Genomic DNA, 16,182 nt, shown 5'->3' on the forward strand with positions numbered 1-16,182 from the left:
ATGAAAAAGAAAGACATTGAATTTATCGATGTCGTGGCTTTGCGCGGCCCGAACATTTGGACGTATCGTCCGGTCCTTGAAGCATGGGTGGATATCGGCGAACTGGAGGACTACCCCTCCAACACGATTCCCGGATTTTATGAGCGCCTGACCGAATGGTTGCCGACCCTGATCGAGCACCGGTGCAGCCCCGGCGTGCGAGGCGGTTTTCTGGCCCGCCTGAAGGAAGGCACCTGGCCCGGCCACATTCTCGAGCACGTCACGCTTGAACTGCAGAACCTGGCTGGCCTGCGCGGCGGCTTCGGCAAGGCGCGCGAAACCTCCAAGCGCGGCGTCTATAAAGTCGTGGTGCGCGCCTGGCAGGAACAGGTGACCCGCACCGCGCTGAACGAAGCGCGCGACCTCGTCATGGCCGCCATCGAAGACCGCCCGTTCGACGTGTCCGCCACCGTCGCCAAGCTGCGCAGCCTGGTCGACCGCCATTGCCTCGGCCCCAGCACCGCGTGCATCGTGGATGCGGCCGACGACCGCGACATTCCGTATATCCGCCTTTTTGAGGGCAACCTCGTCCAATTCGGCTACGGCTCGGCGCAACGCCGCATCTGGACGGCCGAGACCGATCGCACCAGCGCCATCGCCGAGGGCATCTCGCGCGACAAGGACCTGACCAAGGAGCTGCTGTCGACCTGCGGCGTGCCGGTGCCCGAAGGGCGCCTGGTCGACAGCGAGGAAGACGCCTGGGACGCCGCCGAAGACATCGGCCTGCCCGTGGTGGTCAAGCCCTACGACGGCAACCATGGCCGCGGCGTCTTCACCAACCTGACGACCCGCGAGGAAGTGGTGTCGGCCTACCGCGTCGCCGTGGACGAAGGCAGCGGCGTCATCGTTGAACGCTTCGTGCTGGGCAACGAACACCGCCTGCTGGTGGTGGGCAACCGCATGGTCGCCGCTGCCGCCGGCGAACCGGCGTGGGTCACGGGCGACGGCAAGTCCACGGTCACCGAACTCATCGATAGCCAGATCAACACCGACCCGCGCCGCGGCCGCACCGAGAACCATCCGCTCAATTTTGTGCGCCTGGATTCCGCCGCCCGGCTGGAAATCGCGCGCCAGGGCTTCACCGAAGACAGCGTTCCACCCGAGGGCCAGCGCGTGCTGGTGCAGCGCAGCGGCAACGTCGCATTCGACGTGACCGACCGCGTCCACCCCAGCGTCGCGGCCACTGTGACGCTCGCGGCACGCATCGTCGGCCTGGACATTGCCGGCGTGGACCTGGTGGCCGAAGACATTACGCGCCCCCTGGACGAACAGCGCGGCGCCATCGTCGAAGTCAACGCCGGCCCGGGTCTCCTGATGCACCTGAAGCCCGCCGACGGCGCGCCGCGCCCGGTGGGCCGCGCCATCGTCGATCACCTCTTCCCGGAGGGCGAGGCTGGCCGCATTCCCATCGTCGGCGTGACCGGCACCAACGGCAAGACCGTCGTCGCCCGCCTTGTGGCGCGCCTCTTGCACCTGTCGGGCAAGCGCACGGGCCTGGCGTGCAGCGAAGGCCTGTATCTGGACCGCCGCCTGGTGCAAAAGGGCGACCGCGCCGACTACGCGTCGGGCACGCGCCTTCTGATGAACCGCAACGTGGACGCCGCCGTCATCGAGAACGACAGCGGCGTGATCCTGGGCCAAGGCCTGGCCTACGACCGCTGCCAGGTCGGCGTCGTCACCAACATCGATGACGGCGACCATCTGGGCGACTACGACATCAACGAAACCGAGCGCCTGTTCAACGTGTTCCGCACGCAGGTCGACGTCGTCCTGCCCGATGGCGTGGCCGTGCTGAATGCACGCGATCCGCGCGTGGTCGAAATGGCCGAGCTCTGCGACGGTTCCGTGATCTTCTTTGGCATCGACCCCGCCCTGCCCGCCATCGTGCAGCACCTGGCCCAGGACGGGCGCGCGGTATTCGTGCGCGACGGCAGCATCGTGCTGGCCCGAGGCAGCCATGAGGAACGCCTGGCCGACGTCGCCGCCATTCCGCTGACGCACGGCGGCCGCGTGGCCTTCCAGGTCGAAAACGTGCTGGCGGCCGTGGGTTCGGCCTGGGCGCTGGACATTCCCGTTGAATTGATCCGCGCCGGCATCGAGACCTTCGACATCGATCAGGCGGATGCCCCGTGGCAGTTCACGCTGTTCGAGCGCAATGGCGCGACCGTCGTCGTGGACGACGTGCACAACGCGTCGGCGCTGCGCCCGCTGATCGCCGCCATCGAGCAGTTTCCTTCCGCCAAGCGCGCCGCGGTCTACTCGGCCGGCGCGGACCGCCGCGACGCAGACCTGATCGAGCAAGGCAAGCTGCTGGGCGACGCCTTCGACCGCGTGGTCCTCTACGACGACGCGACGGTGCGCAGCAAGCGACCCGAGGGCGAGGCGCGCGCGCTGCTGCGCCAGGGCCTGGCGCAGGGCAGCCGCGTCAAGGACATCCAGGAAGAGCCTGACCACGGCAAGGCCATCGCCAGCGTGCTCGATGGCATCGGAAGCGGCGACTTCGCCCTGCTGCAGTCCGACGAGGCGTTCTCCGGCCCGACCATCGACCTGGTCCGCCGCTGGATCCAACAACACTGACACTATTGCGCACGCGTCCGCCCCCCCGTGGCGGACGCGCGCCAGACGACAGGAAACCCTGCCATGGAAGTCTCCCGTATCCGAGCATTGCGCGGCCCCAACCTGTGGAGCAAGAACACCGCCATCGAGGCCATCGTGTCTTGCAGCGATGCCGAATGCTCCATCGATAACCTGCCCGAGTTCGAAGCCCGCCTGCGCGCGCGCCTGCCGCAGACCGGATTGCTGCGTCCCGAAGGCCATCAGGGCGCGGTGTCGATCGCGCATGTGCTGCAGATCGTCGCGCTGACGATGCAGGCGCACGCCGGCTGCCCCGTCACGTTCGGCCGCACCGCCTCCACCATCGAGCCCGGCGTGTTCCAGGTCGTGGTCGAGTACAGCGAAGAAGAAGTCGGCAAGCTGGCCATGGAACTGGCCCAGGACCTCGTGCGCGCCGCGCTCGATGACACGCCGTTCGACATCGCCGACGCCTTGAAGCGTCTGCGCGAACTGGACGAAGACGTCCGCCTGGGACCCAGCACCGGCTCCATCGTGAACGCCGCCACGGCGCGCAACATCCCGTACCGCCGCCTGACGCAAGGCAGCATGGTGCAGTTCGGCTGGGGCAGCAAGCAACGCCGCATCCAGGCCGCGGAAACCGATCTGACCAGCGCCATCTCGGAATCCATCGCGCAAGACAAGGACCTGACCAAGATGCTGCTGGACGCCGCCGGCGTGCCGGTGCCGATGGGCCGTTCCGTAACCAGCGCCGAAGAGGCCTGGGAAGCGGCGCAGGAACTGGGCGGTCCGGTCGTGGTCAAGCCGCGCGACGGCAGCCAGGGCCGCGGCGTTGCGGTCAATATCGAGACCCGCGAGCGCGTGATCCAGGCCTTTGAAGTGGCCGAGGAAATCAGTTCCGAGGTCATCGTCGAACGCTACATTCCCGGCCACGATTTCCGCCTGCTGGTGGTCGGCGGCGCGCTGGTGGCGGCCTCGCGCCGCGATCCTCCGCAAGTCACGGGCGACGGCCAGCACACGATCCGCCAACTGGTCGATCAGGTCAACGCCGACCCCTTGCGCGGCGATGGCCACGCCACGTCGCTGACCAAGATCCGCTTTGACGACATCGCCCTGGCGACGCTGAAAAAACAAGGCTTTGACGCCGATTCCGTGCCGCCCGCCGGCACGCTGATTTTCCTGCGCAACAACGCCAACCTCAGCACGGGCGGCTCGGCCACCGATGTGACCGACGAGGTCCATCCGGAAATGGCGGCGCGCGCAGTGTCCGCGGCCCGCATGATCGGCCTGGACATTTGCGGCGTGGACGTGGTGGCCGAAAGCGTGCACTACCCGCTCGAAGAGCAGCACGGCGGCGTGGTCGAGGTCAACGCCGCGCCCGGCCTGCGCATGCACCTGAACCCCTCGTTCGGCAAGGGCCGCGCGGTGGGCGAAGCCATCATCGCCAACATGTTCGCGGACGGTGAGGACGGCCGCATCCCGGTCGTGGCCGTCGCGGGCACCAACGGCAAGACCACCACGGTGCGCCTGACCGCGCATCTGCTGGGCGTGGCCGGCAACCGCGTGGGGATGACGAACTCCGACGGCGTGTACGTGGACAACCTGCGCATCGACACCGGCGACTGCAGCGGCCCGCGCAGCGCGCGCAGCGTGCTGATGCATCCGGACGTGGACGCCGCCGTGTTCGAAACCGCGCGTGGCGGCATCCTGCGCGAAGGGCTGGCGTTCGACCGCTGCAACGTCGCCATCGTCACCAACATCGGCATGGGCGATCACCTGGGGCTGGGCTACATCAGCACGGTCGAGGACCTGGCCGTGGTCAAGCGCGTGATCGTCCAGCATGTGCATCCGAGCGGCATGGCGGTGCTGAACGCGGCCGATCCGATCGTGGCCGAAATGGCGTCGAGCTGCCCGGGCGCGATCACCTACTTTGCCGAAGACCGCAATCATCCCGTGCTGGCCACGCACCGGGCGCAGGGCCTGCGGTCGGTGTATCGCGATGGCGATGCCATCGTGGCGGCGCAGGGCGCCGACGAAGTGCGCTTCCCGCTGGCCGAGATTCCGCTCACCCGCAACGGCACGATCACCTTCCAGGTCGAGAACGCGATGGCGTCGATTGCTGCGGCATGGGCGCTGAACCTGGGCTGGGACGTGGTGCGCCGCGGGCTGGCCACGTTCGTCAACGATGCGCAGACGGCGCCAGGCCGCTTCAACGTGTTCGATTACCGCGGCGCGACCGTGATCGCCGACTACGGCCACAATCCCGACGCCATCCAGGCGCTGGTGCGTGCGGTGGACGCCATGCCGGCCAAGCGCCGCTCGGTCGTCATCAGCGGCGCGGGCGACCGCCGCGACGAAGACATCCGCATGCAGACCGAGATCCTGGGCGCCGCCTTCGACGACGTGCTGCTCTACCAGGATCAATGCCAACGCGGCCGCGAGGACGGCGAAGTGCTGGCCTTGCTGCAGCAGGGCCTGGTGGGCGCCAGCCGCACCACGCACATCGACGAGATCCACGGCGAGTTCCTGGCCATCGACACGGCGCTGTCGCGTCTGAACCCGGGCGATCTGTGCCTGATCCTGGTGGATCAGGTGGAAGAAGCGCTGGCGCACATCGCCCAGCGCATCGCGCAACCCTGACCGGGTCGCGGGATGAAGACGGGGCGCTCAGGCGCCCCGTTTTTTTGTCCTGACCGCCTTAGCCCTGCGGCGCGGCCACGGGCGCCGAAGCCTGATACCTGTCGGTCACATGGGTGCATCCCACGGCAGCCATGGCGCCCAGCGCCAGCAAGATCGCGCTGCAAAGTCGTTTCGTCATGCGGGCTTTCTCCCTTCGGATGTGTCGAACCGCCAGCCGGTTCCCCGTGGACTATACCGGCCCGCGGATCGCCCGGCCACCCGCGCCATTGCTGGCGTTCGAGCGGATCGGTTACTAGCCGCGCTCAAAAGGGGTCAAATCGTTGCTCAAATGTAACTCGGCACCCTTGCTCCGGGGACGCGATTTCTCGTCTCAAACACGGGGCTTTTTCCACATTGGCGCAGTTACATTTCTCCACAGCGTCGTTTGACAGCCCCAGGGGGCGACTCGTAGCTTAGAACCTAGCTGATCAGTACCCAACACACCGCGTCACGGCAGCTTCATAGGCCATGAACCTGCCGCCGCACGTAACCAGAGAGAGGTCACCATGAACAACGACATCATCGCCGGAAAGTGGAAGCAACTGACGGGCAAGGCCAAGGCGGCTTGGGGTGAACTCACCGACGACGAGCTGACCCGCACCGAGGGCAATGCCGAACGCCTGGCTGGTCTGATCCAGGAGCGCTACGGCAAGACCAAGGACGAGGCGCAAAAGGAAGTCCGGGATTTCTTCGACCGTAATCCCTGATCTACATAAACACCAGGAGAAGCTGTCATGTTGCATTACGCCGTAGTTTTCTTCGTCATCGCGATCATCGCGGCTGTCCTGGGTTTCGGCGGCATCGCCGCCGGCGCCGCGGGGATTGCCAAGATCCTGTTCTTCGTCTTTCTGGTTCTGGCACTGCTGTCCATTCTGGGCGGCGCCTTCCGCAAGAAATAGAACGAGCACCTGAACGTTTTTAGTTAGTCATTGCGTCTCGAACGCGCTGAACACCAATAAAAAGGAGCATTACTATGGAAATTCGCAAGCTGATCGCCGCCGCCGCACTGGGTACGGGCGCTGTCTTCACTTCCATGGCTTTTGCCGCCGACGACGGCAAGCCGAAACAGTCCGTGGGTGAATACGCGTCCGACGCCACCGTGACCACCAAGGTCAAGGCCGCCTTCGTGGCCGACAAGCAGCTGAGCGCGCTGGAAATCGCTGTTGAAACCAACAACGGCGTTGCCACGCTGACCGGTACGGTCGGTACCGCTGCCGAAGCGGATCATGCCGCGACGGTCGCCCGTGGCGTCGAGGGCGTGAAGCAGGTCAAGAACAACATCAAGGTTGATCCGGCCAAGAACCGCAAGTAATCAGGCATCGAACTTTCGACGCCGGATTTGAAAACGGCGCCTGTGAAAACACAGGCGCCGTTTTCACGTTCGCGATCCGGAAAACGCCAATGCTATAGCGTAACGGTCCCTCGCCCGATTTCCAGCGCGCGACCGCCCACCAGGATGCGGCCGTCCGCCGGAACATCGAGCAGCAGGCGGCACGGACGGCCGGTCCGGTCGCCCTGCTCGACCAGCACGCAGGCCGGCAGCGCCGCCTTGCGATGCAGCAGCCAGCCGCCCAGGTTGGCGCAGGCCGAACCGGTGCCGGGGTCTTCGTTGATGCTGCCGCCGGGCTTGGCATAGAAGTAGCGGGACACCACCACCTGCCGCCCCGCCTGAACATTGCCTTCGTCGAAGGCGAACAGATACATCGTCTTGCGCCCCAGGGCGCTGGCCTGCCAGCGGTTCAGCAGCGACACGTCCGGGACCGCGCGCCGCACTGCATCCACGCTGGCAACCGGCACGAGCAACTGGTCCGCGCCGGTGTCGACCCAGATCGGGTCGGCTGCCAGGTCTTCCTCCGACAGTCCCATCAGTTGCGCGATGCCCGCGCGGTCCAACGCCGGCGTGGCCGTGCGCACGCCGTCCGGACAAGGCGCGGTGAAGGTCCAGGCATCGCCCTGCGCCGTCATGGGCACGACGCCCGCCTGAAACTCCAGCGTCACCGCGTCTTCGGCCTGCCGCAGGTCACGCACGACCTGCGCGGTTCCGATGGCCGGATGCCCGGCAAACTTCATTTCAAAGCCCGGCGTGAAGACGCGCACGCGCGCGTCCGCCCGCTCGGACGGCAGGATGAACGTGGTTTCGGACAGATTGAATTGCGCCGCGAGATTGAGCATGGTGGCGTCGTCCATGCCGCGGGCGTCTTCAAAGACGCAGAGCTGATTGCCGCTGAATGTCGAATCGGCAAAGACGTTGAGAAGTCGGAACGCGTAAGTGGCCATGGCGAAAAGCTGAAAGGGATGACGCCGGCAACGCCGGCGCGGTTCCCAACTTTATCGCAGCGCTGGCACGCCCGCTTACCAGACCGCGAAGAACAGCACCCACGCGATGCAGAACGGCGCCAGACCTGCCGCCAGCACCAGGCCCGCGCCGAGCTTGCGCGCCATGCCAACCGGACGCGCGTTCAGCAGGCGGGCGTAGAGACGCAGCGTCCACAGCACCGCCAGCGTCAGCAGCGTGAACCGGACCGGCGTCGCCCATGCCGCCTGCACGCCTTCATGCTTTAGCAACGTGATCGTCGTGGCGGACAGGCCCAGGAACACGCCAATGCCGGCCGACGGAATCAGCGCCTGCGCCAGCTTGTGCAAGCCCGCCCGCCCCCAGCGCGATACGGGCGCATGGGCAGCATGAGAATTAAGGGGCGCCTGCGGCACGGGCGCAGCGGGCGCAATGCGGTCCGCAATCCACAGCGACAGGAATGTCGCGCCGCCCACGCACACCGTGGCGCCGACGACAAAAAGCAGGATGCCGGCGCCGTCCAGCCACGAGAAGCTGTCGTTCACGTCGGGGTAATGGGTCAGGATGAACCACGGCGCGTTGTCCATCAGCGGCCACAGGATGTCGTGCTCGACCAGCCACGTCGCGGCCCACTGCTTGGCCGTCACGAACCAGGGGCTGGCGCTCCAGAGGAACGCGCCGATCGCAATGCCCATCAGGCCGAAGCACAGCAACGCCGTTTGCCACGGGTCGCCATCGGCCACGTGCACGATCTCTTCCTCGGGCGAACGCGGCGTGAGCGCGATGGCGCCGCGATAGCCGCTGCAGCGGCCACAGACGTGGCAGTCGCCCGCGCCCTTCATGTGGCGCAGCGGCACCAGCGGCGCACAGTTGATGGGTTCGATGCGGATGACCGGATGGCGCCACTTTTCTTCGTCGACCTTGAAGTGCCACGGCGCCAGCTTGGCCAGAAGATTGAACACGCCATTGACCGGGCACAGGTACTTGCACCACACACGCTTGCTGCGGCCGTAACGCCAGCCGACGATCATGGCCGCCACGGTGGAGCCGCCCAGCACGGCCAGCACCGCCAGCGGGTACTGGTAGACGCTGACGAGCTGCCCGTAGATGGTCGTCAACGCGAAGGCCACGAACGGCCAGCCGCCCCAGCGCATCCATTTCGGAATGGCGCGGCCCTGGCCGCGCTCGCTGGCCCATTCGGTCAGCATGCCTTCCGGACAGAGCCAGCCGCACCAGGCGCGTCCCAGGATCGGCATGGAGATCAGCACGAACGGCCACCACACGCCCCAAAACGCAAACTGCGCCACGACGGTCAGGTTGTTGAACACCGACGCCGCGTTGTCGGGCAGCGGCAGCAGCGCCGGCACGATCAGCAGGAACGCGTACAACGCGACAATGCCCCACTGCAGCTTGCGCAACAGCGGGGCATGGTCACGGAGGAAGTCGGCGATGCGGGAGGTTGCCCTCCCGAGTGCAGCAGCCATGGTCAAACCTTCAAATATTCAGTCCGGAAAAAAACCGGAATCAGGATGCTCCCCGGGCGGCGGCCACGGGTGCGGGCCGTCCGCCCGCCCAGCGCAGGAGCGCCCAGACGATGATCCAGTAAGCCACCCACAGCAGCACCGAGGTCAGCGCCGGCAGTGCGCGGTAACCCGCGAAGTCGGCCAGCACCTTGCCCACGCCCGTGCTGTCGCTGAGCAGCCAGGAACTGTCCCACACCGGGTCCACGAGGGTCGGCAGGACATCCAGGGAAATCAGGTGATCCAGCCCGCCCACCAGCAGCGAGCCGGCCAGGAGCAGCAGCAGGATTTCGGTCACGAAGAAGAAGCGGCGCCACGTGATGAGCTTGCCGCCCAGTTGCAGCAGCCAGAACGTCAGCAGCGCCACGGCGAAACCCGCGATGCCGGCGACGGCCAGCATCAGCATGTCGCTGCCGCCCTCGCCCGCCGACACCGTGCCGTACAGGAACACGACGGTCTCGCTGCCTTCGCGGGCGACGGCGATGGCAACCAGCACCAGGAGGCCCCACCAGTTGTCGTTCGCCACGGAGGCGCGCGCCCCGCTCTCGAGCTCGCCCTTGAGCGTGCGGCCGTGCTTTTTCATCCACACGACCATCTGCACCACCAGCGCGCACGCCGCCAGCGACATGATGGCCTGGAACCATTCCTGGCCTTCATCGCTGAGCCACGAGGACACGCCCAGCAGCACCAGCGCCAGCGCGACGGCCAGCGCCAGCCCGGCCGCGACGCCGCCCCACAGGTAGGGCAGCCCGCGCTTGCCTTCCGGCGTGGCGCGCAGCCAGGTGTACAGGATGCCCACCACGAGCAGGGCTTCGACGCTTTCGCGCCAGACGATGAAAAGTACCTGTTCCATGCTTTGGTGCCGCGTTATTCCTTGGGCTTGACGACCAAGGTGCCTTTCACGCTCTGGTGAAAGTCGTCAAAAAAGGGATACTCGCCCGGACGCGAGATGGTGATGACCACGAAGGATTTCACCCCCGGTCCCAGGACTTTTTCCTTGCGCAGCGGAATGCTTTCGAATTCCACCGGCTCATTGCTTTCATTGATGAGTTCGATCTTGAAGCGGCCCGCCGGGACTTCGAGCGTGGCAGGCTCGAACGTGCCGTCGGGCTTGAACCGCAAGGTGAACGTGGGCAGCTCGTCCGCCTGCGCGGGCGCCATGCCCGCCACGCCGGCCAGGCCGATCAGCATTGCGGCAAGTACGCGAAGCAGGCGGCGCACGATCAGTAACCGCCCTTCTTGCCGGTGCCGGCGTACACAAATTCATATTCCAGGTCGAACGGCTCGAACCAGTCGGCCACGCCGGTTTCCTTGTCGATGTGGCGGCCGAAGTGGCTCATCTTGTTCGCGGTCGGCGGCAGGATCGTGTACTTGAGCTTGTACTTGCCCGGGCCTTCCAGCTTGATGTTTTCGCCGTAGTGCGGGCCGTCGTTGGCGACCATCGGCATGAACGTACCCTTTTGCACGTTCTGGCTGCCGACCTTCTGGATCTCGTAGTTCACGACCAGGTAAGGCACCCATTCGCCTTCCGGAAAGCCCGTCTTGTTGCCGGCGGTGGCGTGGATGTCGGCCTCCAGGTGCACATCGGAATCCTTGGCCGGACGCATCATTCCGGGCGGATCCATTTCGATCGGCTGCAGGTACACCGCGCCGATTTCCATTCCGCCCTTCTCGACAGGCTTGCCGATGGGGTATTCGGCGGCATGGGCGGCGGACACGCTCAACGCGACAATGGCCAGCGCCAAGGCTTTCTTGATCATGTGCATAATCCTTGAGACACAAAAGAAATAGCGGCTCTCAAAACACAAACAAGAACCGTTTTCATTAATTTAGTGGATTTTGCTGACACAACCCTGAACCTGGGCCGGCTAAAAGTGCCAGATCATTGCGTTCAGTCAATTGGCAAAAAGCCGCCTGGCATTCGCCAAGGCGGCTTTTTTGCACTACGGCGGGCCACATCGGCCCGGCATCTGGCGGGATTACTTGCGGCCGGAGCCCGGGTTGCTGCCCGGCGTGAACGGGAAGGTCGAGAACATGGCGCGGGTCTGATCCTGCATCTGGTCCTGCATCTGCACGAACAGATTTTTGCTCTGGTCGATGTAGTTGTTCATCATGTTCTGCAGCATCGGCGTCTGCACATTCATGAATTGCGTCCAGGCTTCCGGCCCGAACTGGCTGCCGTACAGGCCCTTGGACTGCTCGGCCATGCGCTGCTGGATCTCCATGAAGGCCTGGATGTTCTTCTCGAGGTAAGAACCCATGATGCCTTGCATGGCGTGGCCGTAGAAACGGATGATCTGCGACAGCATGTTCGAAGAGAACATGGGCATGCCGCCGCTCTCCTCTTCAAGAATGATCTGCAAGAGAATGCTGCGCGTGAGGTCTTCGCTGCTCTTGGCGTCGACGACCTGGAATTCCTCGTTGGCCAGGACCAGTTGCTTGACATCTGCCAGGGTGATGTAGGTGCTGGTCCGGGTGTCGTATAAGCGACGGTTGGGGTATTTTTTAATCAGGCGCAGGCTGGCGCCGGGTTGTGCTTGCGTCATGGTTGTCCCCGGATCGGGCGATCTCTTTAGGCTTCGAATAATGTGAGTGTAATGCCGTACGGCCCTCTGCCCGAAGCCGTACAGCGCCAGCGGGCCGCCCGGAGGCGGCCCACGTCGCGTCAGCCCATGTGCAGGCCGCCGTTCAGCGAGAAATCCGCGCCGGTCGAAAAGCCGGATTCATCGGACGCCAGCCACGAGGTCATGGAGGCGATTTCCTCCGGCGTGCCAAGGCGGCGCACCGGAATGGTGGCAATGATCTTTTCCAGCACGTCCGGCCGGATGGCGCGAACCATGTCGGTGCCGATGTATCCCGGCGAGATCGTGTTGACGGTCACACCCTTGCTGGCCACTTCCTGCGCCAGCGCCATCGTGAACCCGTGGATGCCGGCCTTTGCCGTGGAGTAGTTGGTCTGGCCGAACTGCCCCTTTTGGCCGTTGACCGAGCTGATGTTGATGATCCGCCCCCACTGGCGCTCGACCATGCCGTCGATGACCTGTTTGGTCACGTTGAACAGGCTGTTCAGATTGGTGTCGATGACCGCGCGCCAATCGTCGGCGCTCATCTTCCGGAACAACCCGTCGCGGGTGATGCCCGCATTGTTGACCAGCACATCCACCGGCCCGAGGTCGGCCGTCACCTTTTCAAAGGCGGCTACGGTGGAGTCCCAATCGGACACATTGCCCACCGACGCGTAGAACGTAAAACCCTGTGCGGCCTGCTCATCCAGCCATTGCTGGTAGTTGCGGCTGGGGCCGCAACCTGCCACGACGCGAAAGCCATCCTTGGCCAAGCGCTGGCAAATAGAGGTGCCGATCCCGCCCATCCCGCCTGTTACGTAAGCCAGTTTTCCGCTCATTGGACTTCCTCCTGTGTGCGACGGACGCCTCGTTGATTAAACATCTTTCTGCCGGGGACCGGACCGCGGTGCGCGGTATCAGGCCGCCCGGACCTTTACATATCTGCCAGGCGCCGGCTCGATCGGCCGATACTTGGCATTGCCTGCCTTTGCCCTCGCCTTGATCTGCTTGCCCGAATGTCCTGCCAGCCAACCGGTCCAATCGGGCCACCAGCTGCCGGGATGCTCCACCGCCTGCGAAAACCAGGTGTTGGGGTCGCCGGGCAGCGGCTGGCTTTGCTGTTCGAGCGCATCGGCCACCCAGTAACTGCGGCGCTTCTTGGCGGGCGGATTGACCACGCCCGCGATGTGGCCGGACGCGCCCAGCACGAAACGCTGCGGACCGCGAAGCACCTGCGTGGACGCGTAGGCCGACACCCAAGGCACGATGTGGTCCTCGCGCGAGCCGAATATATAGGCGGGCATGCGCAGGCGCGTCAGGTCCAGCGGCAGGCCGGCGGCCTGCGCGCGGCCCGGCACCTTGAGATTGTTCTCGAGGTAGGTATTGCGGAAATACCAGGAAAAGAAAGGCCCCGGCAGGTTCGTGCTGTCGCCATTCCAGAACAGGAGGTCGAAGGCCGGAGGCTTTTGCCCCTTGAGGTAGTTGCCCACCACGTAGTTCCAGACCAGTTCGTTGGGCCGCAGGAACGAGAAGGTGGTGGCGAGATCGCGGCCCGGCATCAGGCCGCCGTTGCCCAGTTGATGATCGCGCATCAGCGCGTGGGCCTCGTCGACGAACACGTTCAGGATGCCGGTGTCGTGGAAATCGAGCAGCGAGGTCAGCAGCGTCAGCGACGCCACCGGGTGCTCGCCGCGCGCTTCGGCCAGCGCCAGCGCCGAGGCCAGCATCGTGCCGCCCACGCAGAAGCCCAGCGCATTGACCTGCGGCTGCTTGGTGATGTCGCTGGCCACGCGCAGCGCCTGCAGCACCGCGTCGTCCAGGTAGTCGGACCAGGTGGCGCGGTCCACGCCGTCGGTATCGGCAGCAACCGGATTGCGCCAGGAAATCAGGAAGACCGTGTAGCCCTGCCCCACCGCGTGGCGCACGAAGGAGTTCTCGGGCTGCAGGTCCAGGATGTAGAACTTGTTGATGTTCGGCGGCACGATGACCAGCGGCCGGTCGTACACGGTGGCGGTCGAGGGCGCGTACTGGATCAGCTGGAACAGCTTGTTTTCGAACACCACGTCGCCGGGCGTCGTGGCCACGTTGCGGCCGATCTCGAACTGCGACTCGTCAGTCTGGGTGATGCGGCCCTTCTGCACGTCGCCCAACAGATTGGCCAGCCCTTCGTTCAGTGCGCGGCCGGCGCTTTCGACGATGGATTGCTGGGCATCGGGATTGAGCGCCAGGAAGTTGGCCGGCGACAGCGCGTCGACCCACTGCATGATCGAGAAGCGAAGGCGGTCGCGCATGGGCTCGCTGACCTGCGCGGCATCGACCATGCGCTGCATGGCGCGCGCGGACAGCAGATACGTGTGCGCCAGGAGCAGGTGCGAAGCATTCGCCGCCCAGGCGTCGCCGGAGAAACGGCGATCGGACGGCGGCGCCAGCGCGCCACGCCGGGCATCGTCGCAAAGGCGTTGCCATTCGCGCGAGAACTCTGCCTGGATGTCAGCCAGGACTTCCGGTGCCACGCTCACCGGAATGGGACCTGCGGAGAGATTGGCATTCACTTCGACACCTTGTTATCGAAACTTCGCGATTGATGTTGCATTCCGGGTTCAGGACTGTCAATGCGGGTATACAAGGAGGCTTACTACGGTAAAACGCAAGCCCGGCGCTGGCCTTTGCGCGACGTCAAACCGGGCTTAACCAGGCCAGCAGCGCCATGCGTCCGGTCACGCCGTCACGGCGGTAGGAAAAGTACCGGTCCGCGCGGGTCACCGTGCATTCCCCACTGAGGGACACTTCTTGTACCCCGGCACGCCGCAGCCGGAAATCGGCCAATCCGGCGAGGTCGGCCAGCCATTTGCCGGCAAGGCCGGGGCGCGGCGCAAAAAAGCGTGTCGTCGCCGGATCGTCGGCGGTGAACGCGTCCAGCACGTCCTGTCCGACTTCGAAGTGCTGCGGCCCGATGCCGGGTCCGACCCAGGCGCGCCAGCCGGACGCCTGCGGCGCCTTGGCCCGCATGGCCTGCAGCGTGTTTTCAAGCACCCCGCCCGCCAGGCCGCGCCAGCCGGCGTGCGCCGCACCCAGCACGGTGCCCTCGGCATCGGCAATGACCACCGGCAGGCAATCGGCCACCATGACGGCCAGCACGCGGCCGGGTTGGGCCGTGACGCTGGCGTCGACCGCGGGCTCGGCCGGCACGTCCGGCGCGTCCGCGTCGACGACCTCGCTGCCATGAACCTGGCGCAACCAGAGGGGATCGGCGGACACTGCGGCGCAAACCCGGCGCCGGTTCTCCGCCACGGCCTCGGGGTTGTCCTCGGCACGCAGGCCCAGATTGAGGGTGTCGTGCGGAGCCACGCCCACGCCGCCGGCGCGGGTCGTGCAAAAGTAGCTCACGCCCTGCCAGTCGGGTCCCGTCACGACGGGCAGGCCTGCGATCAGGCGTTCCATGCAATGTTCTCCTGGACCTGCGCCATGTCGGCGGGCACGGGCGCGGCGAACTGGACGTCGCCCTTGCCGCCCGGGTCGTCGAAATGCAGCGCGCGGGCGTGCAGCATCTGGCGCGCTGCCCCCGCGATGTTCTTGCCGCCATAGATCGTGTCGGCCAGCAGGGGGTGTCCCAGGCTGGCCATGTGCACGCGGATCTGGTGGGTGCGCCCCGTTTCCAGCCGGCACACCACTTCGGTCACCCGCCCGCCCGGATCGACCGAGCCGCGGCGGGCCGGCGCGTAATTGGTGATGGCCGGCTTGGGCGCGACGGGGCGCTCGACGCTCATGCGCACCGGCACGCGCGCATCGCGCCCGATGGCGCGGTCGACCTTGCCCGCAGCGGCCAGCCATCCGTGCGCCAGCGCCACGTACTCGCGGCCCATGGTGCGCGCCTGAAGCTGGCGCACTAGGTGAGTCTGGGCGATTTCGTTACGGGCCACCACCATCAGGCCGGAGGTGTCCTTGTCCAGCCGGTGCACGATGCCCGCACGGGCGACCTGTGCGAGTTCCGGATAACGATGCAGCAGGCCGTTGAGCAGCGTGCCGCTCCAGTTGCCGGCGCCCGGGTGGGTAACCAAGCCCGCCGGCTTGTTGACGACGATCCAGTCGGGGCTTTCGGCCACCACGCCGAATTCCACGGGTTCAGGCATGAAGGCCTGCGCGTCGGGCGCGGGCTGGGCCCAGATGGTGAGTTCGTCGCCAGGGCCGACTGTTTGGCGGATCTTGCCCGGCGTCCCGTTGACCAGGACGTTGCCGGATTCGATCCAGCCTTGCAGGCGATTGCGGGAATGGTCGGGCAAGAGGCCCGCCAGGACCTTGTCCAGCCGGTCAGCGCGCGTGGCCGACGGCACGGTTACAAGTTGCGGCTCGGGGCGGCCGGATTCGTCGAGATTTTCGTCGGCGCTCTCGTCGGAAACAAGATCTGCGCGGGCGGCTGTATCAGACATGGAGACAAATCATATAATCAGCCTGCCATGCTAACACCAAGGATACGATTCTCGTGATTCACCACCCTGCAGCTCCCTCGAACCCCGCA

Annotated in this window: 15 protein-coding genes; 5 read left to right on the forward strand and 10 right to left on the reverse strand. The window is 65.7% G+C overall.

From position 1 onward, the window contains the following. The 5 genes from cphA (KVT32_RS03410) to KVT32_RS03430 all read left to right on the forward strand — a co-directional run bounded on the left by cphA (KVT32_RS03410) (position 1) and on the right by KVT32_RS03430 (position 6,601). Positions 1–2,616: a cyanophycin synthetase gene (gene cphA / locus KVT32_RS03410; protein ID WP_152383756.1), complete on the forward strand. Its 2,616-nt coding sequence runs from the start codon at positions 1–3 to the stop codon at positions 2,614–2,616. Positions 2,617–2,679: 63 nt separating this feature from the next. Further along, positions 2,680–5,250, forward strand: a complete 2,571-nt coding sequence (gene cphA, locus KVT32_RS03415; protein WP_152383755.1) for a cyanophycin synthetase — start codon at positions 2,680–2,682, stop codon at positions 5,248–5,250. A 545-nt stretch (positions 5,251–5,795) separates the two neighbouring features. Further along, positions 5,796–5,996, forward strand: a complete 201-nt coding sequence (locus tag KVT32_RS03420) for a CsbD family protein (RefSeq protein ID WP_006218180.1) — start codon at positions 5,796–5,798, stop codon at positions 5,994–5,996. A gap of 27 nt (positions 5,997–6,023) precedes the next feature. Beyond that, on the forward strand, positions 6,024–6,188 hold the full coding sequence (locus KVT32_RS03425) for a DUF1328 domain-containing protein (protein WP_006389411.1): 165 nt from the start codon (positions 6,024–6,026) through the stop codon (positions 6,186–6,188). A gap of 74 nt (positions 6,189–6,262) precedes the next feature. Then, positions 6,263–6,601, forward strand: coding sequence for a BON domain-containing protein (locus tag KVT32_RS03430; protein WP_056322192.1), 339 nt, complete (start codon positions 6,263–6,265; stop codon positions 6,599–6,601). 92 nt (positions 6,602–6,693) lie between these two features. Here the strand turns inward: KVT32_RS03430 and KVT32_RS03435 are convergent, their stop codons facing one another. From KVT32_RS03435 to KVT32_RS03480, 10 genes are all read right to left on the reverse strand, one after another. After that, positions 6,694–7,566, reverse strand: coding sequence for a PhzF family phenazine biosynthesis protein (locus KVT32_RS03435; RefSeq protein ID WP_152383754.1), 873 nt, complete (start codon positions 7,564–7,566; stop codon positions 6,694–6,696). A 75-nt stretch (positions 7,567–7,641) separates the two neighbouring features. Further along, positions 7,642–9,066: a 4Fe-4S binding protein gene (locus tag KVT32_RS03440; RefSeq protein ID WP_217617713.1), complete on the reverse strand. Its 1,425-nt coding sequence runs from the start codon at positions 9,064–9,066 to the stop codon at positions 7,642–7,644. 40 nt (positions 9,067–9,106) lie between these two features. After that, positions 9,107–9,955, reverse strand: coding sequence for an FTR1 family protein (locus KVT32_RS03445; protein ID WP_062838576.1), 849 nt, complete (start codon positions 9,953–9,955; stop codon positions 9,107–9,109). Positions 9,956–9,969: 14 nt separating this feature from the next. Further along, complete coding sequence (locus KVT32_RS03450) at positions 9,970–10,293, reverse strand: cupredoxin domain-containing protein (RefSeq protein ID WP_056322182.1); 324 nt, start codon at positions 10,291–10,293, stop codon at positions 9,970–9,972. A gap of 32 nt (positions 10,294–10,325) precedes the next feature. Then, positions 10,326–10,862, reverse strand: coding sequence for an iron transporter (locus KVT32_RS03455; RefSeq protein WP_152383752.1), 537 nt, complete (start codon positions 10,860–10,862; stop codon positions 10,326–10,328). Between the two features lie 219 nt (positions 10,863–11,081). Continuing rightward, positions 11,082–11,648, reverse strand: coding sequence for a polyhydroxyalkanoate synthesis repressor PhaR (gene phaR / locus KVT32_RS03460; protein WP_056322176.1), 567 nt, complete (start codon positions 11,646–11,648; stop codon positions 11,082–11,084). 119 nt (positions 11,649–11,767) lie between these two features. Further along, positions 11,768–12,505 carry a 3-ketoacyl-ACP reductase gene (locus KVT32_RS03465; RefSeq protein WP_056322174.1) on the reverse strand — a complete coding sequence of 246 codons (738 nt, stop codon included), beginning with the start codon at positions 12,503–12,505 and terminating at the stop codon, positions 11,768–11,770. Between the two features lie 78 nt (positions 12,506–12,583). Next, positions 12,584–14,218 (reverse strand): class I poly(R)-hydroxyalkanoic acid synthase, encoded by a 1,635-nt coding sequence (gene phaC / locus KVT32_RS03470; protein WP_152383751.1) that lies wholly within the window; start codon positions 14,216–14,218, stop codon positions 12,584–12,586. 124 nt (positions 14,219–14,342) lie between these two features. After that, entirely contained in the window at positions 14,343–15,107 is a 765-nt protein-coding gene (gene pgeF / locus KVT32_RS03475) for a peptidoglycan editing factor PgeF (RefSeq protein ID WP_152383750.1), read from the reverse strand. Continuing rightward, entirely contained in the window at positions 15,095–16,093 is a 999-nt protein-coding gene (locus KVT32_RS03480) for an RluA family pseudouridine synthase (protein WP_152383749.1), read from the reverse strand. The genes pgeF and KVT32_RS03480 overlap by 13 nt, the downstream gene beginning before the upstream one ends. Positions 16,094–16,182 lie beyond the last annotated feature (89 nt).

The sequence above is a fragment of the Achromobacter sp. GbtcB20 genome, from assembly GCF_019091095.1.
Lineage (GTDB): Bacteria > Pseudomonadota > Gammaproteobacteria > Burkholderiales > Burkholderiaceae_B > Achromobacter > Achromobacter mucicolens.

Bases quoted from the DNA above. Each gene is read 5' to 3' on its own strand.
- KVT32_RS03455 (WP_152383752.1), bottom strand. From the start codon at position 10,862: ATGATCAAGAAAGCCTTGGCGCTGGCCATTGTCGCGTTGAGCGTGTCC.
- KVT32_RS03435 (WP_152383754.1), bottom strand. From the start codon at position 7,566: ATGGCCACTTACGCGTTCCGACTTCTCAACGTCTTTGCCGATTCGACA.
- KVT32_RS03480 (WP_152383749.1), bottom strand. From the start codon at position 16,093: ATGTCTGATACAGCCGCCCGCGCAGATCTTGTTTCCGACGAGAGCGCC.
- cphA (WP_152383756.1), top strand. From the start codon at position 1: ATGAAAAAGAAAGACATTGAATTTATCGATGTCGTGGCTTTGCGCGGC.
- KVT32_RS03440 (WP_217617713.1), bottom strand. From the start codon at position 9,066: ATGGCTGCTGCACTCGGGAGGGCAACCTCCCGCATCGCCGACTTCCTC.
- KVT32_RS03450 (WP_056322182.1), bottom strand. From the start codon at position 10,293: ATGCTGATCGGCCTGGCCGGCGTGGCGGGCATGGCGCCCGCGCAGGCG.
- cphA (WP_152383755.1), top strand. From the start codon at position 2,680: ATGGAAGTCTCCCGTATCCGAGCATTGCGCGGCCCCAACCTGTGGAGC.
- KVT32_RS03445 (WP_062838576.1), bottom strand. From the start codon at position 9,955: ATGGAACAGGTACTTTTCATCGTCTGGCGCGAAAGCGTCGAAGCCCTG.
- KVT32_RS03420 (WP_006218180.1), top strand. From the start codon at position 5,796: ATGAACAACGACATCATCGCCGGAAAGTGGAAGCAACTGACGGGCAAG.
- KVT32_RS03425 (WP_006389411.1), top strand. From the start codon at position 6,024: ATGTTGCATTACGCCGTAGTTTTCTTCGTCATCGCGATCATCGCGGCT.
- phaR (WP_056322176.1), bottom strand. From the start codon at position 11,648: ATGACGCAAGCACAACCCGGCGCCAGCCTGCGCCTGATTAAAAAATAC.
- KVT32_RS03430 (WP_056322192.1), top strand. From the start codon at position 6,263: ATGGAAATTCGCAAGCTGATCGCCGCCGCCGCACTGGGTACGGGCGCT.
- KVT32_RS03465 (WP_056322174.1), bottom strand. From the start codon at position 12,505: ATGAGCGGAAAACTGGCTTACGTAACAGGCGGGATGGGCGGGATCGGC.
- pgeF (WP_152383750.1), bottom strand. From the start codon at position 15,107: ATGGAACGCCTGATCGCAGGCCTGCCCGTCGTGACGGGACCCGACTGG.